Genomic DNA, 23,129 nt, shown 5'->3' with positions numbered 1-23,129 from the left:
GGGGCCGAATGTGTCCTCATGTGGCGTCGGTAACCATGTGTAAATTTATCTGCGAGAATATAGGGAAAAGCGCAGGCTAACAGTCGGCAAAGACCGTCTAAAAAATGGAGAGAACCAATGAAACGCTTGATCGCAGTAACCGTCGCGCTGACCGCGCTGCTGCTCGGCGGATGTGCCACCACCATCCGTTCGGATGTCACGACCTTCCACCAGTGGCCGGCCCAGGTCGAGGACAAGAGCTATGTCTTCGAAGCACCGCCGACCTTCGATAATACGCTCGAATACCAGAGCTACCAGAACCTGGTGCGCGGGCAATTGGCGCAGCTTGGTTTCCGCGAGGCGAATACCGGCGCGGCCGCGCTGAAGGTGGCGATGCGCTTCACGACCACGGACGTGCCGGTGCGCGTCGCCCAGCCGGCGGTGCCCTTGTTTTACGACTACCCGTATTATCGCTTTGGACCGCGCGGCCGCTACGTGCGCCGCTACCACCCGTTCTACGATCCGTTCTGGAGCCCCTTCCCCGCCTATGACGTGTCGATCGAGCACCAGTACCGGCGCGAGCTGCAGGTGTCGATCAAGGATGCGGGCGACAAGCGACTGTTCGACGTCACGGTGCACAACATGAGCGGCGAGCTGTCGACTCCGGTCGTGATGCCGGCGCTGGTGCAAAGCGCGTTCGCGGGCTTCCCGGGACCGAGCGGCGTCGCGCGGCGGGTGGAGTTGCAGCGCAAGGGTGGGTAAGATTGTCGGCCGACGGGGCCGGTAGCGATAATGAAAGCCGGAACGTTCGCGTTCCGGCTTTTTTTATGCCGGGATACTTGCCCACCCAACGGTTACGGCATCGATTTCGCCATCACGAAAAATACGCCTGCGACGCAAAGGTAATCACCACGATCAGCAACACCGCCAGCACCAGCACGATCAGCAAGCGCCCGAACTTCGGCGCGCCGACGGTGTCCGGCTCCTGAGGCTCGTTATCGTCGCTGAACTCCCTCATGGCAGCAGGATCGTCGAGCCGGTCGTGCGGCGCGCTTCGAGCGCGATGTGGGCCTGGGCGGCGTCGGCCAGCGGGAAGCGCTGGCGGATGTCGATGTTGACTTTGCCGCTTTCCACCATGCCGAACAGGTCGGCCGCGCGCGCCTCGAGCTCGGGTCGGGTGGCGGTATAGGCCGCCAGCGAGGGCCGCGTGAGGTACAGCGAACCGCGCGAGGCCAGCTCGCTCATCGAGAACGGCGGCACCGCGCCGGAAGAATTACCGAAGCTGACCATCAGGCCGCGCGGCTGCAGGCAGTCGAGCGAGCGGATAAACGTGTCCTTGCCGACCGAGTCGTAGACGACCGGCACTTTCTCTCCGTTCGTGATCTCGCGCACGCGCGCCACGATGTCCTCGTCGTTGTAGTTGATCACGTGCGCGGCGCCTGCCGCCTCCGCCAGCTCCGCCTTTTCCTTCGACCCGACCGTGCCGATGAGGTTCACGCCGAGTGCGCGCGCCCATTGGCAGGCGATCAGGCCGACGCCGCCGGCCGCCGCGTGGAACAGGATGGTCTGGCCCGGCTTGACGGGGTAGGTGCCGTTGAACAGGTACTGGACCGTCAGGCCCTGCAGCATCATGGCTGCGCCCGTCTCGAAATCGATCGCGTCCGGCAGCCGCACCAGGATGTCGGCCTGCATGATGCGCAGTTCGCTGTAGGCGCCGTTCGGGCGCCCCGCATAGGCGACGCGGTCGCCCGGCCTGACGTGCGTGACGCCCTCGCCCACGGCCTCGACCACGCCCGCGCCTTCCTGGCCCAGTCCGGAGGGCAGCGGCATCGGGTACAGCCCGGTACGGAAATACACGTCGATGAAATTCAGGCCGATCGCATGCTGGCGCACGCGCGCTTCGCCCGGTCCCGGGTCGCCCACCTCGACGTCGACGTATTCCAGTACTTCGGGCCCGCCGGTGCGGGTCATGCGGATTGCCTTGGCCATCATGCCTGTTTCTCCCTATCGTTGGTCATCATGAGTTGGCCCAGCACGAGATGGGCCGTGGATACATTGGTCGCGCAGGCGACGTCGTGGACGTCGCAGGCGCGCACCAGTGCGTTGATATCGGGTTCGTGCGGCTGCGGCGTCATCGGGTCGCGCAGGAAAATCACGCAGTCGATCTCGCCCATGACGAGCTGGGCGCCGATCTGCAGGTCGCCGCCGAAAGGGCCGGAATGCTTGCAGTCGACCACCAGGCCGAGCTCGTTGATCAGGCGCGAACCCGTGGTGCCGGTGGCGGTCAGGGTGCAGCCGGACAGGAACTCCCGGTACTCGCCGGCGAGCACGATCATGTCGTCTTTTTTCTTGTCGTGGGCAATCAGGGCGATGCGTGGTTTCATTCTTTTCGTCTCTTTCTATTTTTTCAAAGACAGCATGAAAATGCCCGACACCACCAGGCCGGTACCGGCCAGCTGCACCGCCGTGATCGGCTCGCCGAGCACGAGATAGCCGAGGAACAACGTCGACACCGGGCCGATCATGCCGGCCTGGGATGCGGTGGCCGCGCCGATGCGCTGGACCGCGACCATCGTCATGAACACCGGGACGATAGTACAGAAAACCCCGTTCACGAGCGAGAGGCCGTACACCTGCAGGGGCTGCACCAGCAACTCGACCGGCCGCAGGATGAAGAACTGCGCCAGGCAGGCCACGCTCGAGACGCACATCGCGTAGGCCACCAGGCGCAGCGAGCCGATGCGGCGCACCATCTCGCCCGAACCGAGCAAATAAAAGGCGTAGCTGAGGGCCGAGCCGAACACGAACAGCGCGCCGAGCGCCGTGCTGGCGGCCTGCCCGCCGGCCAGGTCGTGCATGAAGACCAGCACGATGCCGCAATACGAGAGCCCGAGCGCCCCCCACTGCGCCGCCCCGATGCGGCGCTTGAAGAAGGTGGCGGTGATCACCAGCACGAAGGTCGGCGTCAGGAACAGGATCAGCCGCTCGAGGCCGACCGAAATGTATTGCAGGCCGAGGAAATCGAGATAGCTCGACAGGTAATAGCCCACCAGGCCGAGCCCGGTGATGCGCCAGCGGTCGGCCGGGCTGAGCGGCGCCTCGGTGCGCATCTTCCACAGCGCGACAGCGGCAAACACTGGAAGTGAGAACAGCATTCTGAACGCGATCAATGTCACCGCATCGATGTGGTATCGGTATAGAAGTTTGGCGACTACGGCTTTCGTGGAAAACAAAACGGCGCCACTGATGGCGATTGCCAGGCCGGCAACGAAGACAGGACGTGGCATGGAGGTTGCAGTGATGGCAGGTTCAGGCTGGGTCATCCAACGATTGTACGGCCAAGCACAAAATCGAGCTCGGCAGGGGCCTTGAACGCAAGGCCGGCTCCGCAGTCCAACCTCTGCATTCACACATGATGAGGAGAGACAATGCCGAACTGGAGCATGAAGCCGCCGACCGGCCATCCGGCGCTTCGTCCATGCCCATCCGCGATGTCGTCCGGTCAGGGAGCATCCGGATGACCGCCCTGATCCGCATCGACACCCAGCCCGGCCGCGAGCGGCCGCTGGTCATCGCCTGCCTGGCGATGCTGGTGGCAATCTGCTGGGCCTGCCTGGTGTTCAGGGCCTTGCGCATCGCAACGCTCGATCCGATCTCCCTGGGGGTCGGCCCGCTGCCGGGCGGACCGCTTGCCTCGGCGCCGCCGCCCTACCGCGCGTCCGAACTGCTGCTGGTGCTGGCGATGTGGGGCGCGATGCTCTCCGCAATCACCCTGCCGGCCGCCACCCCGGCGGTCCTGCTGTTCGCACACATCAACCGGCTGGCGCAGTCCGTGAGTTTCCTGAATGTGGGGACGCTGTTCTTCGTCGCCGGCTACCTGGCCGTCTGGAGCGGCTTCGGCGCCCTCGCCACCCTCGCGCAATGGGCGCTGCACGATGCCGGCGCCCTCGATACCGCCATGGCCATCGTCAACCCGAGTGCCTGCGGCCTGGTGCTGGTCGCGGCCGGGATTTACCAGTGGACGCCGGCCAAGCATGCCTGCCTGCAGCACTGCCGGGCGCCGCTGTCCTTCGTGGTGATCTGCTGGCGCCCCGGGCTGGGAGGCGCGCTGCGCATGGGCTGCACGCACGGACTGAACTGCGTGGGCTGCTGCTGGCTGCAGATGCTGCTGCTGTTTGCCGCCGGCGTGACCAACCTGGGCGCCCTGCTCGCCCTGGCCGGGCTGCTACTGAGCGAAAAGCTGCTGCCGGGCGGTCCGGTCGTCGCCTGTATCAGCGGCCTGGCGCTCGTTGCGTGGGGCACACTCTTGCTGTTTCCATAATGGCGATGAGGGGCTTTTTGCGGACGGGGCCCATGTTAGAATGTCGGCCATTCTTGCATACCGTCTAAGGAATTCTCGACATGGCTGGACACAGCAAATGGGCCAATATCAAGCACAAGAAAGCCGCGACTGATGCCAAGCGCGGCAAGATCTGGACCCGCCTGATCAAGGAAATCACGGTCGCCGCGCGCATGGGCGGCGGCGACATCGACGCCAACCCGCGCCTGCGCCTGGCGGTCGACAAGGCAGCCGATGCCAACATGCCGAAGGATAACGTCACGCGCGCGATCCAGCGCGGCTCCGGCAGCCTGGAAGGCGTGAACTACGAAGAAATCCGCTACGAAGGCTATGGTATCGGCGGCGCGGCGATCATCGTCGACTGCATGACCGACAACCGCGTCCGCACCGTGGCCGAAGTGCGCCATGCCTTCAGCAAATTCGGCGGCAACATGGGCACCGAGGGTTCGGTCGCCTTCATGTTCAAGCACACCGGCCAGTTCCTGTTCGCGCCTGGCGTGGATGAAGACAAGCTGATGGAAGCGGCGCTGGAAGCCGGCGCCGAAGACGTGGTGCAGGACGAGGAAGGCGGCTTCGAAGTGCTGTGCGACCCGTTCGCCTTCTCCAACGTCAAGGATGCACTGGAAAAGGCCGGCTTCAAGGCCGAAGTGGCCGAAGTCATCATGAAGCCTGCCACCGAGACCGAGTTCACCGGCGAAGATGCGATCAAGATGCAAAAGCTGCTCGACGCGCTGGAAAACCTGGACGACGTGCAGGAAATCTATACCAACGCCGTCATCGGCGATGAATAAGCATAAATAAGCGCGAGCGTCCCATGAAGATTTTGGTAGTCGGCTCTGGCGGCCGTGAACATGCCCTGGCCTGGAAACTGGCCCAATCCGAGCGCGTGCAGATGGTGTATGTCGCGCCGGGCAATGGCGGCACCGCGCGCGATGCGCGCCTGGTGAACGTCGACATCACGGACCCGGCGCAGTTGGCCGATTTCGTCGTCGCCGAACACATTGCACTCACCCTGGTCGGCCCGGAAGCACCGCTGGCCGCGGGCATCGTCAACCTGTTCCGCGCACGCGGCCTGAAAATCTTCGGGCCGACGCGCGAAGCGGCGCAGCTGGAAAGCTCGAAAGACTTCGCCAAGGCCTTCATGGAGCGCCACGGCATCCCGACCGCGAAGTATCAGAGTTTTTCCGATGCGGCTGCGGCGCATGCCTATGTCGACGCCAACGGTGCGCCGATCGTCATCAAGGCCGACGGCCTGGCGGCCGGCAAGGGTGTCGTGGTCGCCATGTCGCTCGATGAAGCCCATTCTGCGGTCGACCACATGCTGTCCGATAACGCCTTTGGCGACGCCGGCGCGCGCATCGTGATCGAGGAATTCCTGGCCGGCGAAGAGGCCAGCTTCATCGTCATGTGCGACGGCAAGAACATCCTGCCGATGGCCACCTCGCAAGACCACAAGCGCCTGAAAGACCACGACGAAGGCCCGAACACGGGCGGCATGGGCGCCTACTCCCCTGCGCCGATCGTGACCCCGGCAATGCATGCGCGCGTGATGCGCGAGATCATCAACCCGACCATCCAGGGCATGGCCAAGGACGGCATCGTGTTCACCGGCTTCCTGTACGCCGGCCTGATGATCGATGCCGAGGGCAATCCGCGCACGCTGGAATTCAATTGCCGCATGGGCGACCCGGAAACCCAGCCGATCATGGCGCGCCTGAAAAGCGACTACCTGACGGTGCTCGAACACGCCTGCAACGGCACGCTCGACGCCGTCGAACTCGAATGGGACCGGCGCACGGCAGTGGGCGTGGTGATGGCCGCCGGCGGCTACCCGGACAGCCCGCGCAAGGGCGACATCATCGAAGGCATCCCGGCCGAGACACCGGAATGCGTCACCTTCCACGCCGGCACCACCATCGTCGGCGGCACGCTGCAGACGAACGGCGGACGCGTGCTGTGCGTCGTCGGTCTTGGCGACAGCGTCAAGATGGCGCAGAAGCAGGCGTATGAGGCTGTGGATCAAATCCACTTCGATGGCGCGCAGTTCCGGCGCGATATCGGATGGCGCGGGATTAAGTAAGCGCCAGCACGTCAACCGTATATCGAGTGCGGAACCGTGGTACCGCGTGGAGCCAGGAGGCTTGGCGCCCCCCTCCACCCTACGTTTAGCGATGATCGTAGGGTGGAGTCCTGACTCCACGCGTTTACACCCTCCGATCACCCACGGCAGAGACCATCACCCTGGCTTTCACCGCCGCCCCTCGCCGCAGTGTACAATCCCCCTCTTATTTTTCCGTCAGCGTTCCCGCCCCTCATGTCCACACCCTCCCCTTCCGCGATCAAAGCCTGGCTGCTCGACCTGCAAGCACGCATCGTCGCCGGCCTGGAAGACGTGGATGGCAAGCCTTTCCTGCGCGACAGCTGGGAACGCCCGGAAGGTGGCGGCGGCATCTCGCGCCTGATCGAGGAAGGCAATGTCCTCGAACGCGGCGGCGTAAATTTTTCCCACGTGACCGGCGCCAACCTGCCGCCATCGGCCGCCGCGGCCCGTCCCGAACTGGCCGGCCGCGCCTGGGAAGCGATGGGCGTGTCGCTGGTGCTGCACCCGCGTAATCCGTACGCGCCGACGGTCCACATGAACGTGCGCTTTTTCGAAGCGACCGCCGAGGGACAGGAACCCGTATGGTGGTTCGGCGGCGGCATGGACCTGACGCCGTATTACGGCAACGCCGATGACGCGCGACACTTCCACCGCGTCTGCCACGATGCGCTGGCGCCCTGGGGCGACGGCCTGCACCCACGCTTCAAGAAGTGGTGCGACGAGTATTTTTATATTAAACACCGCAAGGAAGCACGCGGCGTCGGCGGCATCTTCTTCGACGACTTCAACGAGCTGCCCTTCGACGAAGCCTTCGCCATGGTGAAGAGCGTCGGCGACGGTTTCCTCGATGCCTATTTGCCGATCCTTCAACGCCGCAAGGACACCCCTTACGGCGAACGCGAGCGCGATTTCCAGGCTTACCGGCGCGGCCGCTATGTCGAGTTCAACCTGGTGTGGGACCGCGGCACCCATTTCGGCCTGCAATCGGGCGGACGGACGGAAGCGATTTTGATGTCGCTGCCGCCGATCGTGAAATGGCGCTACGACTGGCACCCGGAAGCGGGCAGCCCAGAAGCGGCGCTGTATGCCGACTTCCTGCCGCACCGCGACTGGCTCGCTTCGTGAGCCAATGCATCGCCCTGCTCGGGGGCAGTTTCGATCCGGTCCACCACGGCCACCTCGCGCTGGCGCGGCTATTTTGCGATCTGCTGCATCCCGATGCACTGCACGTGCTGCCGGCCAAACCGTGGCAGAAATCGTCGCTGCAAGTGAGCGACGAGGCGCGTGTCGCGATGCTGGAACTGGCCTTCCGCGAACTCGGCGACAGCGGCTTGCCAGTCATCATCGACCGCCGCGAAATCGAACGCGGCAACGCGACCTACACGGTCGAGACGCTGCGCGGCCTGCGCGAGGAACTCGGTCCCGAAGCATCGATCGTGTTCCTGATGGGCGCCGACCAGTTGCAAAACCTCGACAGCTGGCGCGACTGGCAATCGCTGTTTGCGCTGGCCAACATCGGGGTGGCGGCGCGCCCGGGTTATACGCTGGAACAGGAAGCGCTGCCGCCCGCGGTGGCGCAAGAATTGGCGCCGCGTCTGGCGTCGCCAGGACAGGTGCGCACCACGCCCGCGGGCCTGGTGTGCCTGGCGCACACACTGGCGGTCGACATCTCGGCCACCCAGGTGCGCGCGGCACTACGCGAAGGTCATGTACCGGGCACGGACGCGAAAGAAGTGAACTCGCTCGTCCCGCCGGTAGTGCTAGACTATATTCAACAACATCATTTATACAAGAACTAATGGATATCAAAAAACTGCAAACGGTCGTCGTCGACGCCCTCGAGGATGTCAAGGGCCAGGAGATCATGCTGTTCGATACGACCGGGCTGACCAGCCTGTTCGACCGGATTGCGGTCGTTTCGGGTACGTCGAACCGCCAGACCAAGGCGCTCGCCGCCTCGGTGCGCGACAAGGTCAAATCGGCCGGCGGCGACGTCATCGGCATGGAAGGCGAGGACACCGGTGAATGGGTGCTGGTCGACCTCGGCGACATGATCGTCCACATCATGCAGCCGGCCATTCGCCAGTACTACCGCCTCGAGGAAATCTGGGGCGAAAAGCCGGTCAAGCTGGGCGCCGCCAAGCGCAAGTCGACCACGGAAGCGGCGGAAGCAGCCGAGCCGAAGCTCAAGTCGAAGCACCTGGCCGCAAACCAGGATGCGCCGGAAGTCAAGCCAGTCAACGAGCGCAAACCGGCCGCCAAGCGCGCAACAACCCTGAAAACCTCGGCCACCAAGCCGGCGGCGAAGAAGCCTGCCGCCAAAGTGTCGAAAGCCGTCGGCAAGACCATTACGGTCGGCCCAAGCAAGACCGAGATCGCCGCCGTCGAAGCGACCAAGGCCAAGCCGCCGAAGCGCAAGGTCGCAGCACCGGCCGCAGCGGCAGCCGAGGCTGCACCGGTGAAGCGCGTCATCAAGCGCGTCGCCAAGAAGGCTGCCGAGTAATTTTTAGAAGTCAGCTTCAATGCAACTGATCATCGCCGCGGTGGGCCATAAAATGCCAGCCTGGATTGAAACCGGTTTCGGCGAGTACACGAAGCGCATGCCGCCCGAGCTGCGCATCGTGCTCAAGGAAATCAAGCCGGTCGAACGGTCCGGCAGCAAGACGGCGGCCACGGCGATGGCGCTCGAACGCGAGCGTATTGAAGCGGCGCTGCCGAAGGGCGTGCGCATCATCGCCCTCGACGAGCGCGGCAAGGACCTGACCAGTGTCGGCCTGTCCCAGCAATTGTTGGGCTGGCAGCAGGACGGCCGCGACACCGCCTTCCTCATCGGCGGCGCCGACGGCCTCGATCCGGAACTCAAGGCGCGCGCCGAAGGCCTGATCCGCATTTCCAGCATGACCTTGCCGCACGGTGTGGTGCGCGTGATGCTGGCCGAACAGCTCTACCGCGCCTGGTCGATTACCCAGAACCATCCGTACCACCGCGTCTGACGGCATCCGTCCCATGAAAGTGCTCGACAAAAAAATCTACCTCGCCTCGAAAAGCCCGCGGCGGCGCGAACTGCTGCGCCAGGTCGGCGTGGACTTCGATTTGCTGATGCTGCGCAGCGACCCTGCGCGCGGCGCCGACGTCACCGAAGAAGTGCGCCCCGGCGAGCCGGCGCACGAGTACGTGGTGCGCGTCGCGCTCGAGAAGGGCGCCTTCGCCTGGAAGGTGTTGCAGCAGCGCCGCCAGCCGTTGCGCCCGGTGCTCACGGCCGACACGACCGTGACGCTCGACGACGAGATCCTCGGCAAACCGGCCGACCCGGCGGAAGCGGCAGCGATGCTCGAACGCCTGTCGGGCCGCACCCACCAGGTCCTCACGACGGTGGCCGTGCACTTCACCGACATGGCCGAGCACGTCACGCAGGTGTCGAACGTGCGCTTCGCCAAACTGACGCCCCAGGCCATCCGCGCCTATTGCGCCACGCCCGAACCCTATGACAAGGCAGGTGCCTACGGCATCCAGGGCCTGGCCGCGCTGTTCGTCGAGCATATCGAGGGCAGCCATTCGGGCATCATGGGCTTGCCCCTGTTCGAAACGGCAGGACTGCTGCGCAAGGCCGGCGTCTGCATTTGACCATCGCGCCGCCAGCGCTTTCTTGCTGGCGCTGCAATCATTTTCCAGCCCGGCCTTCTGCCGCGCTGCCAGCAAATACGCCAGCCTGAGCTGGCGTACGGCCCATCTGTTCCCCATCGCCAGCCGCGCTGCTGCTCACCCGCAAGGGCTGTTGCGCCGAAGTGTCAATTGCAAAAAAGAAAATTCATTCTATTAACAATTGCTATCGTGCGCAGTTGGCATTTTCGTATGCTCCCTGTCACAAAACGCTCATAAACCTCGTCGCCAAGTGATGAGCCGATTCTTTTGCCGACTTTTTCGGTAGAGCGATGACCGCAACATTGGGGGCCACAATGTCAAACTACCAGATAGCGATTAAGCGGCAGTCGGTCGCACAGGCTCTGGCGACCGCGATCGCTCTGCTCCTCGCCGCAAGCCTGCTCGGGCAGCTTTCCCGTTATCAGTTCGGACACGATTCTGTCTACGGCCTGGTCCAGCTGCTCAATGTGGATGGCGAGCGCAACATCCCGACCTTCTTCACCGTCCTGCTGGCCGCGACCGGCGCCATGTTGTTGGTCGTCATTGGCCTGGCGAGCAAGCAGCGCGGCGCGAACGATAACCGGAACGATAGCCGTTACTGGTTTGCACTGGCCGCCGGCTTTGTGTTCCTCGGTTATGACGAGTCCTTCCAGGTCCATGAACAACTGATTGTGCCGATGCGCAAACTCATGGGCAATGCCAACCTGGGCTTCTTTTACTTCGGATGGGTGGTGCCGGGCATTGCAGGCGTCTGTGCATTGATACTGTTCTTCTTCAAATTCCTGTTCCGGCTTCCGGCAACGACGCGCAACCGGCTGGTGTTCGCGGGCGGCATGTACCTCGGCGGCGCCCTGGTCATGGAAATGATCGATGGGAAGTACGCGGCGGCATACGGCCAGAACCTGATGTACAGCGTGCTGACCACCATTGAAGAAGGCCTCGAAATGTCGGGCCTGGCCATGCTCATCTCCACCCTGCTCGGCCATATTGCCGGGGCCGGCGCGAAGGTCGAGTTCCGCATCGACGCGCAAACGCAGCCGGACATGGCCGCCCAGCCAGAGTTCAGCTGAGCATCGTGCCGGGCGACCTGCCCTGCCTGCCGGCGATCGCGCCCGGCAGGCCAGGCGCCATCCAGTACCGCTGAGCATCCGGCCGTGCGCACCACCTGCCCACGGTCGCGGGCGGCTGGCATGCAGCGGCTGCTCCACGCGCCACCACCCAGCGTGTATCATGGCACTCTGAACAATATCTCCCCGGCGCAGCGCTCATGAACGAAGACATCCTCATCAATATCACCCCGCAGGAAACGCGCGTGGCGCTGGTCCTGCAGGGCGCGGTGCAGGAGTTGCACATCGAGCGCACGCTGACCCGCGGCCTGGCCGGCAATGTGTATTCGGGCAAGGTCGTGCGCGTGCTGCCGGGGATGCAGTCGGCCTTCATCGACATCGGCCTGGAGCGTGCGGCTTTCCTGCATGTCGCCGATATCTGGGAAGCGCGCCCGCACGACAATTCGAACACGCCGCCCACGGCCATCGAAAAGCTGCTGTTCGACGGCCAGGTGCTGACGGTGCAGGTAATCAAGGACCCGATCGGGACCAAGGGCGCGCGCCTGTCGACGCAAATCTCGATTGCCGGGCGCATGCTGGTCTACCTGCCGCAGGATAACCATATCGGCATCTCGCAAAAGATCGAGAAGGAAGCGGACCGCGAACTGCTGCGCACGCGCATGGCGGGCCTGCTCCCAAGCGAAGAAAAGGGCGGCTACATCGTCCGCACCCAGGCCGAGGAAGCCTCCGATACCGATCTTGCCGCCGACATCGATTACCTGCGCAAGACCTGGGCCGCGATCCAGAACGGCGCGCGCACACGTCCCGCCACGAGCCTGTTATATCAAGACCTGAACCTGGCCCAGCGCGTGCTGCGCGACTTCGTGCACGACGAGACGGCGACGATCCAGGTCGATTCGCGCGAAAACCACGCCATGCTGGCCGAGTTCGCCAAGGTCTATACGCCGAGCGTGCTGGCGCGCCTGCAGCACTACACCGGCGAGCGTCCGCTGTTCGACCTGTATGGCGTGGAAGAGGAAATCCTGCGCGCGCTGGGCCGGCGCGTCGACCTGAAAAGCGGCGGCTACCTGATCGTCGACCAGACCGAAGCGATGACGACGATCGACGTCAACACGGGTGGTTATGTCGGCGGGCGCAATTTCGCCGATACGATCTTCAAGACCAACCTGGAAGCAGCGCATGCCATCGCGCGCCAGCTGCGCCTGCGTAACCTGGGCGGCATCATCATCCTCGACTTCATCGACATGGAGAACAACGAGCACCGCAACCAGGTGCTCTCCGAGCTCAAGAAGACGCTGGGACGCGACCGCACCAAGGTATCCGTCAGCGGCTTCTCGGCGCTCGGCCTGGTCGAGATGACGAGGAAGCGCACGCGCGAGTCGCTCGCCCACATCCTGTGCGAACCCTGCCCGGCCTGCGCCGGCAAGGGGCAAGTGAAAACCTCGCGCACGATCTGCTACGAGATCCTGCGCGAACTGCTGCGCGAAGCCAAGCAGTTCAACCCGCGCGAATTCCGTATCCTCGCCTCGCAGGAAGTGGTCGATTTGTTCCTGGAAGAAGAATCGCAGCACCTGGCGATGCTGGGCGACTTCATCGGCAAGAAGATCTCGCTGCAGGTCGAAAAGGGATACCACCAGGAGCAGTACGACGTCATCCTGATGTAGGAGTGCGAGGAACAAGGCCGAACCAATCCGCGGCCTCGCGCTCGAACCATCATGGAAAACGCATCCCGTCTTACCGATTCGTCCCAACAAATTGCGCGATCGGCTGCCGCCCTGCCGCTTCTTCTTGACTTGTCCATCGAAAATCCCTAGCGTCTGGGGCAGGTAGCGATTCTGCATTCCGGTTTTACGTCACAGCAGTCCTTGTATCGAATCACCTGGCTTTCGATATGCGTACAGACCCATCCGGCCAGAAGAGCGAGGCGCAGGGCCAGCGCCAGACAAACCAGCCCGACGGACACGGCGACCTGGGGCCGGACGGCGTCGACCTCGACTACGAGGCGGCGATGTTGCGCCTGACGCAGGACCAGATGCTGGTCAACCAGGCGCTCGTGGAAAAGATCTTCGCCTGCGAACGGGCCGAAGTGGCCCTGCGCACCTCCGAACAAAAACTGCACGAGTTGCTGGCGCACCAGCTGGCGACCCGCGAAGACGAACGCAAGCGCATTTCGCGCGAGCTGCACGATACGCTCGGCCAGAACTTGCTGGCGCTGCGCATCGACATCGTCATGATGCGCCAGGACACCACCAGCCGGCACTACCGCCTGCGCGACCGCATCGGCGCCGCGCTCGACAACGTCGACGTCACGCTGCGCTCGGTCAAGCAACTGCTGGGCGAGCTGCGCCCGTCGGGGCTGGAACTCGGCTTGACGGCCACCGTCGAGATGGAGCTGCGCAAGTTCACGCGCGCCAGCGGCATCGCGTGCGAGCTGGGCGGCAGTCCCGGCATCGACGAGCTCGTCATCGGGGAAGAAGAAATCCTCACCCTCTACCGGGCGCTGCAGGAGTGCCTGAACAACGTGTTTCGCCATTCGCTGGCGAGCCGGGTCAATGTGCGGCTCGAGGCCGCGCACGGCAGGCTGGCGATGCGCATCGTCGACAACGGCATCGGCTTCGATCCCGCGGCGCCGCGCAAGGCGAACAGCTTCGGCCTGCTCGACCTGCAGGAACGCGTGGCCGGGCATGGCGGCACACTGGCCGTGAAGGGAGCGCGTGCCCACGGTACCGAAGTGGTGCTGAGCATCCCGATCGCGCCCCGCCCTGCGGACTCGTCCAGCCTCCCGGCAATCGGATAGAACGATGTGTTGAGCACATCCATTCACACGGCCGTGGCGTGGCGCAAGCGTCATCGACGGGCCATGTTGCTGTTGCCTGAACGCCATGCCAATACCGACCGAGCTGTTCGCAACAATGACAGGACGATTGACTCCCGGCGGTAGTCCAGGAACTGCTACGGATGCAATCGTGGTGTGGCGCGCGTTGTTCAAGAAGTTCGCCCCCCTGCTTGGCCCGCTCAGTACGGAGCTGCTGTTTGCGCGCAGCCTGGCCGCGCACGCGTCCGCCTTTCCCTGGCTGCCGCAAACGACGGTGGGTGTGATGCGCCCGATGTTCGAAGAGTTCGAACGCGGCCTGGAAACCCGCTCCCCTGACGAGATTGTCGTAGTCAACAACGCCTTGCTGGCAACCTATACCATCGCTCTTGCCGACCTGATTGGTGCAGGGCTGGTCACGCGCTTCCTGCACGCAGCATTTCCGCATGACGAATTCACCAAGAATATTCAGGAGTATCAGGCATGACCGACAAACTTGCGCTGCGCCTGCTGGAAACAGGTGTTCCCGGACTCGATACCATCCTCGGTGGCGGCTTGCCCGACTTGTCGTTCAACATCATCGGGGGCGCCCCCGGCAGCGGCAAGACCACGTTCGCGCAGCAAATCATGTTCGCGCTGGCCACGCCCGAGCGGCGCGCCCTGTTCTTCACGGCCATGGGCGAGCCGCCCGTGAAAATGCTGCGCTACCAACAGCAATTTTCCTTCTTCGACTTCGACAAGGTCGGGGACGCCGTCAACTTCGTCAACCTGGCGGCCCAGGTCGAGGAAGGCAATTACGACGCCGTGCTGGCCCAGATCCTGGAAGAAGTGCGCATGCGTGCGCCGAGCCTGGTGTTCATCGATTCCTTCCGCTCCTTCGTCCAGGGCGCGCGCGGCGACCAGCAGGAAGTCGCGGCCCTGCAAACCTTCGTGCAGCGCCTGGTCACGCACATGACGGCCTGGAATGCGACCAGCTTCCTGATCGGCGAATACACGACCAACGAGGCCGACCAGAACCCGATCTTCACTGTCGCGGACGGCCTGATCTGGCTGAACCAGTATGTGCAGCGCAACGCGATGGCGCGCAAATTGCAGGTCATCAAGATGCGCGGGCGGCAACAGCGCCCTGGCCTGCACGCGTTTCGCATCGGCAGTGGCGGCATCGAAATCTTCCCGCGCATCCTGCCCGCGCCTGAACCGATCGGCGCCATTGCGCCGCTGAAGCAACCATTGGGCCGCCTGTCGAGCGGCGTGCCGACGCTCGACGAAATGTTCGGCGGCGGCATCCCGGTCGGCTACTCGGTCCTGCTGGTCGGCCCGACCGGCTCGGGCAAGACGATCCTTGCCACCGAGTTCCTGGCCGCCGGCGCCGCCAACGGCGAGAAAGGCGTGCTGGCACTGTTCGAACGTACGCCGAACCAGATCATGAACGACAAGCTCGACGCCCTCGTGCGCGCCGGCGAGGTCGCCATGATGAGCGTGCGCGCGCTCGACCTCTCGGTCGACGAGACGCTGCACGAGATCAGCGGCCTGATCGACGCCACGGGTGCGACCCGTATCGTGCTCGATTCGCTCTTCGGCTTCGAACTGGCGATCGCGCCGGAATACCGCGAGGACTTCCGCGATTCGCTCTACCGCATGACCACGGTGCTGGGCGCGAAAGGCGTGACCGTCCTGATGACGAGCGAACTCGAAGACCGCTACCAGGAACTGCGCTTCAGCCAGTACGGCAGCGCGGTGCTGGTCGACGCGATCATCATGCAACGCTACATCGAGTCGCAATCCGAACTGCACACGGTGATCTCGGTCGTCAAGGTAAGGGGATGCAAGCACAGCCGGCAGATCCGGTCCTTCGAGATCGGGGACGACGGCGAGGTCATCATCGGCGACGGTCCGGCGCCATTCGACGGCGTGCTGTTGGGGAAACCGCAGGCACGGGAACCGTAAGGCCGCCGCCCGGCAGGCTTGACGTCGACAAATGCCAGCTCCCGAGCTGGCATTTTTGTTGAGCAATGCGCCAAGTGCGCTTTCCCCGCAGCACTATTGGTGCACGCACGGAACAGTCGGTGCACTCTTGAAAAGACACAAATACAAGCTCGCGTTCTATCTGGAAATGCGCCGTGTCGACTTTCTTTACATGTATTTACGGCGAGACCTGTTGATGATCATAAGCAATTGATTCTTAAGGAAATTGTTTTTAGGCACGACGATTGCTTTACTTAAAGTTCCACCGCCCCACTGACAATTTGTCGAAAGAGCAATAATGAAATTTGTTAAACAACTTATCTGTGCCGCAGCCCTCGCGCTGGGCACCACCGGTGCCGCAATCGCGAGTCCGGTACTCAACAATTGGGTCTTCAATCCGGTCGGCGGCGGCTTCGCCGGCGGCCAGGTCGTCAACGAATACCTGGACTTCAACGGCAACGCCTTCATCCAGCTGACCTCGACGGGCGGCAACGCCTTCTCGTTCAAGGAAACGGCGGTCTTCAACGTCCTGCAGGCGGACAGCAACGGCCGCTACTTCCCCCTGAACTACCCGACCGGCAATATCAGCGCAACTTTCCAGGCAAGCGGCAAGGGCGTGTTCGGCGGCGACTTCAGCTTCGCCAGCGGCACCATCCGCATCTACCGCAATCCGGTCGGCGGCCAGTACGCCAGCACGAACGGCTACTACGGCGCGAACCTGGGCGAAGTCATCGCCGAGTTCAACGTGCTCCAGGGCGGCGGTGGCACGGTCGATTCGAGCGGCAACCCGACCCGCAATGGCCAGGTCAGCGTGTTTGCCCAGGCAGCCCCCGGCATGCTCGACGCCGGTTACTTCTTCAATAGCGCGGGCCGCGACCTGTCGAGCGAATCGATCCTGTCGTTCGCCTTCACCAACGCCAACACGCTCGGCTCGCCGACCAGCAGGCTGGTGAGCGAGGTGGCTTGCCAGTTCGCCGGGTTCACGGGGCCGGGCTGCTCGGGCGGCACCTACCACAACCGTGCGCGCGAGTATTTCTTCATCGGTTCGAACGGCCAGTTCAAGCTGGCCGAGGTGACGGACGTGCCGGAACCGGGCTCGTTCGCCCTGTTCGGCATCGCCCTGCTCGCCGCGGGCGCCGTGTCGCGCAAGCGCAAGGCTTTGCAGAAGTAAGTGCAGAGCTGGGGTCAGGTCTGACAATCGGACACGACCTCTGCCTTATTCGGCCGGCTATCGTTGAGGCCGTGCCTAAATGTCAGACCTGACCCCAGCCGTCTCACTGGGGTCAGGTCTGCCAATCGGACACGACCTCTGCCTTATTCGGCCGGCTATCGTTGAGGCCGTGTCTAAATGTCAGACCTGACCCCAGCCGTCTCACTTCGCAGTGGGGAAAAACAGCTGCTCGCCGGCCGGCTTGAAGGCGGCGATGCGCGCCTGCCCTTCCTTCGAGGTGATCCACTCGATCAACTGCGTCGCGCCCTTGTAGTTCACGCCGGGGTGCTTCGCCGGATTGACGGCGATGATCCCGTACGGATTGAACATGCGCTTGTCGCCCTCGACCAGGATCGCGAGGCCCGTCTTTGCCTTGTACGCGCCGTAGGTGGCGCGGTCGGTCAGCGTGTAGGCACGCATTTCGGCGGCCATGTTCAGGACTTCGCCCATGCCCAGGCCCGCCGATACATAGTTTGACCCTGCCGGCCTGGTGCCGGCCGTCTGCCAGTAGCCCTTCTCCATCACGTCGGTGCCCGAATTGTCGCCGCGCGAGATGAACTTCGCGCCGCTCGCCGCGATCTTGCCGAAGGCGGCGATGACGTCATGGTTGCCCTTCACCTTCGCTGGATCCGACTCCGGGCCGACGACGATAAAATCGTTGTACATCACGTCGCGGCGGTCGATGCCCCAGCCCTCGGCGACGAATTTATCCTCCAGCTGGCGCGCGTGCACCAGCGTCACGTCGACGTCGCCGTTCTTGCCCAGTTCGAGCGCCTTGCCGGTGCCGACCGAGATCACCTTGACCTTGATGCCGGTTTTGCCCTCGAAGGCCGGCAGCAGCTGGGACAGCAGGCCCGAGTTCTCGGTGCTGGTCGTGGTCGACAGGCGCAGCACGTCCTGCGCCAGCGCGAGGGGCGAAGTCAGGCTGGCGCACAGCAGTACGGCCAGTAGCTTACGGCGTTTCATCGTGTTCTCCTTTATGGGTGCGGTATTCGAGATGCCCGTCGCGCAACTTGAGGCGGCGTACGCCGGGCAGGCCAATCAAGTCGCGGTCGTGGCAAGCCATGACCACCGTCGTTCCTTGTTCGATGAGCGTCGGGATCAGCGCGATCACCTGCTCGCGCGCGGCGCCGTCGAGGTTCGCGGTGGGTTCGTCGAGCAGCAGCAGGCGCGGTTGCAGTACGCGCGCCCGCGCCAGCGCCACGCGCTGCTTCTCGCCGCCGGACAGGCGCGCCGGATCGGTGCCGGCCAGGTAAGTCACGCCCGCCCATTCCATCGCCTCGTCGACGACGCGCGCGATGCGCGCCTTCGCTTCGCCGCGCGCCGCCAGTCCATAGGCGATGTTCTGCGCGACGCTGGTCGAAAACATGATCGGGTGCTGGTGCACGTAGACGATCGCACGGCGCAGCAGCTGCGGGTAAGGATGCAGCGTGACGGGCTTGCCCTCGAAGGAGGCGCTTCCCACCTGCGCGGTATCGAGCCCGGCCAGCACGCGCAGCAGCGTGCTTTTACCCACGCCGTTGGCGCCGGTCAGCACATAGGCACTGGCCGTGTCGAGGCTCAGTTCATCGATATCGAACAGCAGGCGCTCGCCGTGGCGTTTCTTGAGGCCGCGCACCGTCAGCAGATTGGTCATGCGCGTCCTCCGGCGGTATGCGCTTCGCCCTGCAGCAGCATCAGGGCGCCGTTCATCAGCAGCGCCAGGGCGACCAGCACGATGCCCAGCGCGATCCCCTGGGCAAACTCGCCCTTGCTCGTTTCCAGCGCGATGGCGGTGGTAATCGTCCGCGTTTCGCCTTCGATGTTCCCGCCCACCATGAGCGCGCAGCCGACTTCCGAGATCACGCGTCCGAAGCCGCTGATCACGGCCGCCATGACGCCATAGCGCGCCTCGTGCAGCACGGTGGCCATGACCCGCCAGCGCGAGGCGCCCAGCGCCCTCGCCGTCTCGGCATAGCGCGCGTCGAGCGCCTGCACCGCCGCCAGCGTAAAGGCCAGCAGCACCGGCAGGCCGACCAGGAACTGGCCGGCGATGATGCCCGACTGCGAGAACAGCCACTCCAGCGGCCCGAGCGGACCGCGGCGCGACAGCAGCAGGTAGAGCAGCAAGCCGATGAGGACCGTCGGCAGGGACAAGGCGCACTGGGCCAGCCAGATGGCGACGCGGCGCCCCGGGAAGCGGTGCATGGCGATCGCGTAACCCAGCAGCACGGCAGGCGGCGTCGCCAGCAGCAGGCCGACGAGGCTCGTTTTCAGCGAGACCCAGACGATGCGCCACAGGGCGGCGTCGCCCGAAAACAGCAGCGCGAAGGCGTGCGCCGTGGCGTCGAACAGGGACATTCAGCTGCGCTGCGTGGCCGCGGGAAGATCGAACAGTTCGGGCTCGAACACCAGCCGCTCCTGCCCGGCCAGCAGCAGGAAGTGCTTGCCGGTGCAGCGCGCCAGCAGCGACATGCCGACCTTTTCCGCCACCATGTGCCCCATCTGCGTGGTGCCCGAACGCGACAGCAGGAAGGGAATGCCCATCTGCGCGCCCTTGATGACCATCTCGGAAGTCAGGCGCCCGGTGGTATAGAACACCTTGTCGGCGCCATCGATCCCTTCCAGCCACATCAGGCCGGCGATCGCATCGACCGCGTTGTGGCGGCCCACGTCTTCCACGAAGTACAGCAGCTCGCCGCTGTTCGAGAACAGCGCGCAGCCGTGCACCGAGCCGGCCTGTTTATAGATCGATTGCTGGGTGCGGATGGTGTCGACGATGCGGTACACGACGGATTGGCTGAGGCGCGCAGTATCGCTCAGGGAAATAGTGTCGATCTCATCCATTAATCCGCCGAATACCGACCCCTGCCCGCAACCGGTGGTGACGACCTTTTTCGCGGTGCGCTCTTCGACATCGGCGATGCCGTTGCGGGTGACGACCGCCACCGCATCGACCGACCAGTCGACCTGCACCGAGACCACGTCCTCGATAGCACGCACGAGGCGCTGGTTGCGCAGGTAGCCCAAGGTGAGGGCTTCGGGCGCGCCGCCGAGCGTCATCAGGGTGACCAGCTCGCGCTTGTCCACATACACCGTCAGCGGGCGTTCGGCCGGAATCGAGATGGTCGACGCGCGGCCCCGTTCGTCCAGCGCGCTCACCTCGTGCGTGAGGTGGGCGCGGGCGTCGGAGAGTTGCGGGCGGTAGCGTGGCAGGTCGGGACAATTCATGTTGCTAATTGTGCCATGCCGGCCAGGATTTGGCCGCCACCGTAGCTCCCCTGGTGTGCGACCTCCCCGCCCGCCGTCACCTTGATCGCACAATACTTGAACTCCGGGATCTTCGCGACCGGGTCGAGCGCCGCGTTGGTCAGCCGGTTGATCGCCGCTTCGTAGTAGCAGAAGGGAACGAAAATCGCACCCACGGGCGAGCTGTCGTCCGCGCGCGCATACAGCACCACTTCACCGCGGCGCGAGGCGATCGTGACCGGCGCGCCCGGCGTGATGCCCATGCGTTCCATATCCAGCGGGTGCACCAGAGCGACCGGATCCGGCTCGATCGCATCGAGCACGGTGGCGCGCCGGGTCATGCTGCCGGTGTGCCAGTGCTCGAGCTGGCGGCCCGTGATCAGCACCATCGGATAGTCGGCATCGGGCCGCTCGTCGGCCGGGATGATATCGGCCGGGACGAAGCGTGCCCGTCCCCCTTCGCGCGGGAACAGTTCGGTGAACACGACCGGCTGGCCGGCGTCGCCCTCGTTCATGCACGGGTAGACGACTGCACCGTTCTGCTCCAGGCGCTCCCAGGTAATGCCGCCGATGCTCGGCATCGTGTGGCGCATCTCGTCGAACACTTCCGACACATGGCCGTAGTTCCACGGCAGGCCGAGGCGGTTCGCCATTTGCTGGATGATCCACAGGTCCTGCTTCGCCTCCCCCGGCGGGTCGATGGCTTGCCGGCCCAGCTGGACCAGGCGGTCGGTATTCGTAAACGTGCCCGTCTTTTCCGGGAAGGCGGAGGCAGGCAGGATCACGTCGGCGAGATAGGCCGTCTCGGTGAGGAAGATGTCCTGCACCACCAGGTGCTCCAGCGCGGCCAGCGCGGCGCGCGCGTGGTTGGCGTCCGGGTCGGACATGGCCGGGTTCTCGCCCATGATGTACATGCCGCGGATCTGGCCTGCGTCGATCGCGTCCATGATCTCGACCACCGTCAGGCCCGGCTTCGGATCGAGCGTGGCGCCCCAGGCGGCTTCGAATTTCGCGCGCGCTTCCGGGTTGTCGACGCGCTGGTAATCCGGCAGCATCATCGGGATCAGGCCGGCGTCGGACGCGCCCTGCACGTTGTTCTGGCCGCGCAGCGGATGCAGGCCGGTGCCGGGACGGCCGATCTGGCCCGTCATCAGGGCCAGCGCGATCAGGCAGCGCGCGTTATCCGTGCCGTGTACGTGCTGCGACACGCCCATGCCCCACAGGATCATCGAGCCTTTCGAGGTGGCGTACAGGCGGGCCACGTAGCGGATGGTCTCGGCGTCGATGCCGCAGATCGGCGCCATCGCTTCGGGGCTGTACTCGGCCACGTTCGCTTCCAGCTCTGCGTAGCCGATGGTGCGGCTGGCGATGAAGTCGGCGTCCACCAGTTTTTCGGTGACGATCACGTGCATCATGGCGTTGAGCAGGGCGACGTCGGTGTCGGGCTTGAACTGCAGGTAGCGGTGCGCGTGGCGCGCCAGCTCGGAGCGGCGCGGATCGAGCACGACCAGTTTGGCGCCGGTACGTACGGCGTTCTTGATCCAGGTGGCCGCGACCGGATGGTTCACGGTCGGGTTGGCGCCGATGATGAGGATGACTTCGGCGCGCGTCACGTCCATCACCGGGTTCGACACGGCGCCCGAGCCGATCCCTTCCAGCAGGGCCGAGACCGAGGAGGCGTGGCAGAGGCGCGTGCAATGGTCGACGTTATTCGTGCCGAAGCCGGTGCGTACCAGCTTCTGGAACAAATACGCCTCTTCGTTACTGCCCTTGGCCGAGCCGAAGCCGGCCAGCGCATTGCCGCCGTGGGTGTCGCGGATCGCGGCCAGCGTGCCGCCGGCCAGCGCCAGCGCTTCTTCCCAGCTCGCTTCGCGGAAGACGTCGAGCACGCGCTCCGGGTCCATCGTGAAGTCGCCTGTTTTCGGCACGCCCGCACGGCGGATCAGCGGCTTCGTGAGGCGATGCGGATGGTGCGCATAGTCGAAGCCGTAGCGGCCCTTGACGCACAGGCGGCCCTGGTTGGCCGGGCCGTCGCGCCCTTCCACGTACAGGATCTTGTTGTCCTTGACGTTATAGGTCAGCTGGCAGCCGACGCCGCAATACGGGCAGACCGAATCGACCTGTTTATCGGGGACGGTCAGCGCCACCTCGCGCGCCGGCATCAGGGCGCCGGTCGGACAGGCCTGCACGCATTCGCCGCAGGCCACGCAGGTGGAGGCACCCATCGGGTCGTCCTGGTCGAACACGATTTTCGCGTTCTCGCCGCGGAAGGCGAGGCCGATGACGTCGTTCACCTGCTCGTCGCGGCAGGCGCGCACGCAGCGCGTGCACTGGATGCAGGCGTCGAGGTTGACGGTGATGGCGGCGTGGGTGTCGTCACGCTGCGGCTGGCGGCGGGTGGACGCGAAGCGCGGCTTGCCGAGGCCGAGCTTGTCGGCCCAGAGGTCGACTTCGTTCTTCCGCGTGTACCCGGCTTCCGGCATGTCCGACAGCAGCAGCTCGAGCACCATCTTTTGCGCGGACACGGCGCGCGCGCTGTCGGTGGTGACCTTCATGCCGGCGCTTGGATGGCGGCAGCAGGATGGCGCGAGTACGCGCTCGCCGTCGATCTCGACCATGCAGGAGCGGCAGTTGCCGACGGCCTCATAGCCCTCCTTGTAGCACAGGCGCGGGATCTCGATGCCCTCGCGGCCTGCGACGTCGATCAGGGTCTCGTGCGGCAGCGCTTCGACGGTGCGGCCATTGAGTTCGAATGAAACGGTGCGGATGATGGCGTTCATGGTTTC

General features: G+C 64.5%; 24 protein-coding genes. 15 read left to right on the top strand and 9 right to left on the bottom strand.

Translation table 11 applies throughout. The features are described 5' to 3' along the window. Positions 1-117 precede the first annotated feature (117 nt). A complete protein-coding gene (locus AC1MEM_RS07835) occupies positions 118-741 on the top strand; it encodes a DUF4136 domain-containing protein (protein ID WP_499476441.1) in 624 nt (207 codons plus the stop codon). 112 nt (positions 742-853) lie between these two features. Here AC1MEM_RS07835 and AC1MEM_RS07830 read toward each other — a convergent pair whose 3' ends face one another. From AC1MEM_RS07830 to AC1MEM_RS07815, 4 genes are read right to left on the bottom strand one after another with little or no spacing between them, the layout of a single operon-like run. Then, entirely contained in the window at positions 854-997 is a 144-nt protein-coding gene (locus AC1MEM_RS07830) for a hypothetical protein (RefSeq protein WP_499476439.1), read from the bottom strand. Further along, complete coding sequence (locus AC1MEM_RS07825; protein ID WP_499477599.1) at positions 994-1,968, bottom strand: quinone oxidoreductase family protein; 975 nt, start codon at positions 1,966-1,968, stop codon at positions 994-996. Before AC1MEM_RS07825 ends, AC1MEM_RS07830 begins: the two co-directional genes overlap by 4 nt. Further along, positions 1,968-2,363 carry a methylglyoxal synthase gene (locus tag AC1MEM_RS07820; RefSeq protein WP_499476437.1) on the bottom strand — a complete coding sequence of 132 codons (396 nt, stop codon included), beginning with the start codon at positions 2,361-2,363 and terminating at the stop codon, positions 1,968-1,970. The genes AC1MEM_RS07825 and AC1MEM_RS07820 overlap by 1 nt, the downstream gene beginning before the upstream one ends. A 15-nt stretch (positions 2,364-2,378) precedes the next feature. Beyond that, positions 2,379-3,302, bottom strand: a complete 924-nt coding sequence (locus tag AC1MEM_RS07815) for a DMT family transporter (RefSeq protein ID WP_499476436.1) — start codon at positions 3,300-3,302, stop codon at positions 2,379-2,381. Positions 3,303-3,496: 194 nt separating this feature from the next. Between AC1MEM_RS07815 and AC1MEM_RS07810 the strand changes: the two genes are divergently transcribed. The 14 genes from AC1MEM_RS07810 to pepA all read left to right on the top strand — a co-directional run bounded on the left by AC1MEM_RS07810 (position 3,497) and on the right by pepA (position 17,076). Beyond that, positions 3,497-4,300 (top strand): DUF2182 domain-containing protein, encoded by an 804-nt coding sequence (locus tag AC1MEM_RS07810; RefSeq protein WP_499476435.1) that lies wholly within the window; start codon positions 3,497-3,499, stop codon positions 4,298-4,300. A gap of 80 nt (positions 4,301-4,380) precedes the next feature. Then, positions 4,381-5,109 (top strand): YebC/PmpR family DNA-binding transcriptional regulator, encoded by a 729-nt coding sequence (locus AC1MEM_RS07805; protein WP_499476434.1) that lies wholly within the window; start codon positions 4,381-4,383, stop codon positions 5,107-5,109. A 23-nt stretch (positions 5,110-5,132) separates the two neighbouring features. Then, positions 5,133-6,398 (top strand): phosphoribosylamine--glycine ligase, encoded by a 1,266-nt coding sequence (purD, locus tag AC1MEM_RS07800; protein ID WP_499476432.1) that lies wholly within the window; start codon positions 5,133-5,135, stop codon positions 6,396-6,398. A 234-nt stretch (positions 6,399-6,632) separates the two neighbouring features. After that, positions 6,633-7,544, top strand: a complete 912-nt coding sequence (gene hemF / locus AC1MEM_RS07795; RefSeq protein ID WP_499476431.1) for an oxygen-dependent coproporphyrinogen oxidase — start codon at positions 6,633-6,635, stop codon at positions 7,542-7,544. Then, positions 7,541-8,218: a nicotinate-nucleotide adenylyltransferase gene (locus tag AC1MEM_RS07790; protein WP_499476429.1), complete on the top strand. Its 678-nt coding sequence runs from the start codon at positions 7,541-7,543 to the stop codon at positions 8,216-8,218. The genes hemF and AC1MEM_RS07790 overlap by 4 nt, the downstream gene beginning before the upstream one ends. Beyond that, positions 8,218-8,922, top strand: coding sequence for a ribosome silencing factor (gene rsfS, locus AC1MEM_RS07785; protein WP_499476428.1), 705 nt, complete (start codon positions 8,218-8,220; stop codon positions 8,920-8,922). Before AC1MEM_RS07790 ends, rsfS begins: the two co-directional genes overlap by 1 nt. Positions 8,923-8,941: 19 nt before the next feature. After that, on the top strand, positions 8,942-9,412 hold the full coding sequence (rlmH, locus tag AC1MEM_RS07780) for a 23S rRNA (pseudouridine(1915)-N(3))-methyltransferase RlmH (RefSeq protein ID WP_499476427.1): 471 nt from the start codon (positions 8,942-8,944) through the stop codon (positions 9,410-9,412). A 13-nt stretch (positions 9,413-9,425) separates the two neighbouring features. After that, positions 9,426-10,043 carry a Maf family protein gene (locus AC1MEM_RS07775; protein WP_499476426.1) on the top strand — a complete coding sequence of 206 codons (618 nt, stop codon included), beginning with the start codon at positions 9,426-9,428 and terminating at the stop codon, positions 10,041-10,043. Positions 10,044-10,375: 332 nt separating this feature from the next. Next, positions 10,376-11,131, top strand: coding sequence for a DUF8692 domain-containing protein (locus tag AC1MEM_RS07770; protein WP_499476425.1), 756 nt, complete (start codon positions 10,376-10,378; stop codon positions 11,129-11,131). A gap of 197 nt (positions 11,132-11,328) precedes the next feature. Continuing rightward, positions 11,329-12,792, top strand: coding sequence for a ribonuclease G (gene rng, locus AC1MEM_RS07765; RefSeq protein ID WP_499476424.1), 1,464 nt, complete (start codon positions 11,329-11,331; stop codon positions 12,790-12,792). A gap of 227 nt (positions 12,793-13,019) precedes the next feature. Further along, the gene (locus tag AC1MEM_RS07760; protein ID WP_499476423.1) at positions 13,020-13,925 is read left to right on the top strand and encodes a sensor histidine kinase; all 906 of its coding nucleotides are present in this window, start codon (positions 13,020-13,022) and stop codon (positions 13,923-13,925) included. 85 nt (positions 13,926-14,010) lie between these two features. Continuing rightward, complete coding sequence (locus tag AC1MEM_RS07755) at positions 14,011-14,427, top strand: hypothetical protein (protein WP_499476422.1); 417 nt, start codon at positions 14,011-14,013, stop codon at positions 14,425-14,427. Next, complete coding sequence (locus tag AC1MEM_RS07750; protein ID WP_499476421.1) at positions 14,424-15,887, top strand: DUF7125 family protein; 1,464 nt, start codon at positions 14,424-14,426, stop codon at positions 15,885-15,887. Before AC1MEM_RS07755 ends, AC1MEM_RS07750 begins: the two co-directional genes overlap by 4 nt. 316 nt (positions 15,888-16,203) lie before the next feature. After that, complete coding sequence (gene pepA, locus AC1MEM_RS07745; RefSeq protein ID WP_499476420.1) at positions 16,204-17,076, top strand: flocculation-associated PEP-CTERM protein PepA; 873 nt, start codon at positions 16,204-16,206, stop codon at positions 17,074-17,076. A 201-nt stretch (positions 17,077-17,277) separates the two neighbouring features. On the opposite strand, the gene AC1MEM_RS07740 is transcribed toward pepA, so the two are convergent. From AC1MEM_RS07740 to fdhF, 5 genes are read right to left on the bottom strand one after another with little or no spacing between them, the layout of a single operon-like run. Next, positions 17,278-18,081 carry an ABC transporter substrate-binding protein gene (locus AC1MEM_RS07740; RefSeq protein ID WP_499476419.1) on the bottom strand — a complete coding sequence of 268 codons (804 nt, stop codon included), beginning with the start codon at positions 18,079-18,081 and terminating at the stop codon, positions 17,278-17,280. Then, entirely contained in the window at positions 18,068-18,751 is a 684-nt protein-coding gene (locus AC1MEM_RS07735; RefSeq protein WP_499476417.1) for an energy-coupling factor ABC transporter ATP-binding protein, read from the bottom strand. The genes AC1MEM_RS07740 and AC1MEM_RS07735 overlap by 14 nt, the downstream gene beginning before the upstream one ends. Further along, complete coding sequence (locus tag AC1MEM_RS07730) at positions 18,748-19,455, bottom strand: ABC transporter permease (RefSeq protein WP_499476416.1); 708 nt, start codon at positions 19,453-19,455, stop codon at positions 18,748-18,750. The genes AC1MEM_RS07735 and AC1MEM_RS07730 overlap by 4 nt, the downstream gene beginning before the upstream one ends. Then, positions 19,456-20,325, bottom strand: coding sequence for a formate dehydrogenase accessory sulfurtransferase FdhD (locus tag AC1MEM_RS07725; RefSeq protein ID WP_499476414.1), 870 nt, complete (start codon positions 20,323-20,325; stop codon positions 19,456-19,458). After that, positions 20,322-23,123: a formate dehydrogenase subunit alpha gene (gene fdhF, locus AC1MEM_RS07720; protein WP_499476413.1), complete on the bottom strand. Its 2,802-nt coding sequence runs from the start codon at positions 23,121-23,123 to the stop codon at positions 20,322-20,324. The genes AC1MEM_RS07725 and fdhF overlap by 4 nt, the downstream gene beginning before the upstream one ends. Positions 23,124-23,129: the final 6 nt, after the last annotated feature.

The organism is Telluria sp. AIW5 (assembly GCF_056680575.1).
This window is presented reverse-complemented; position numbering and strand designations above follow the sequence as displayed.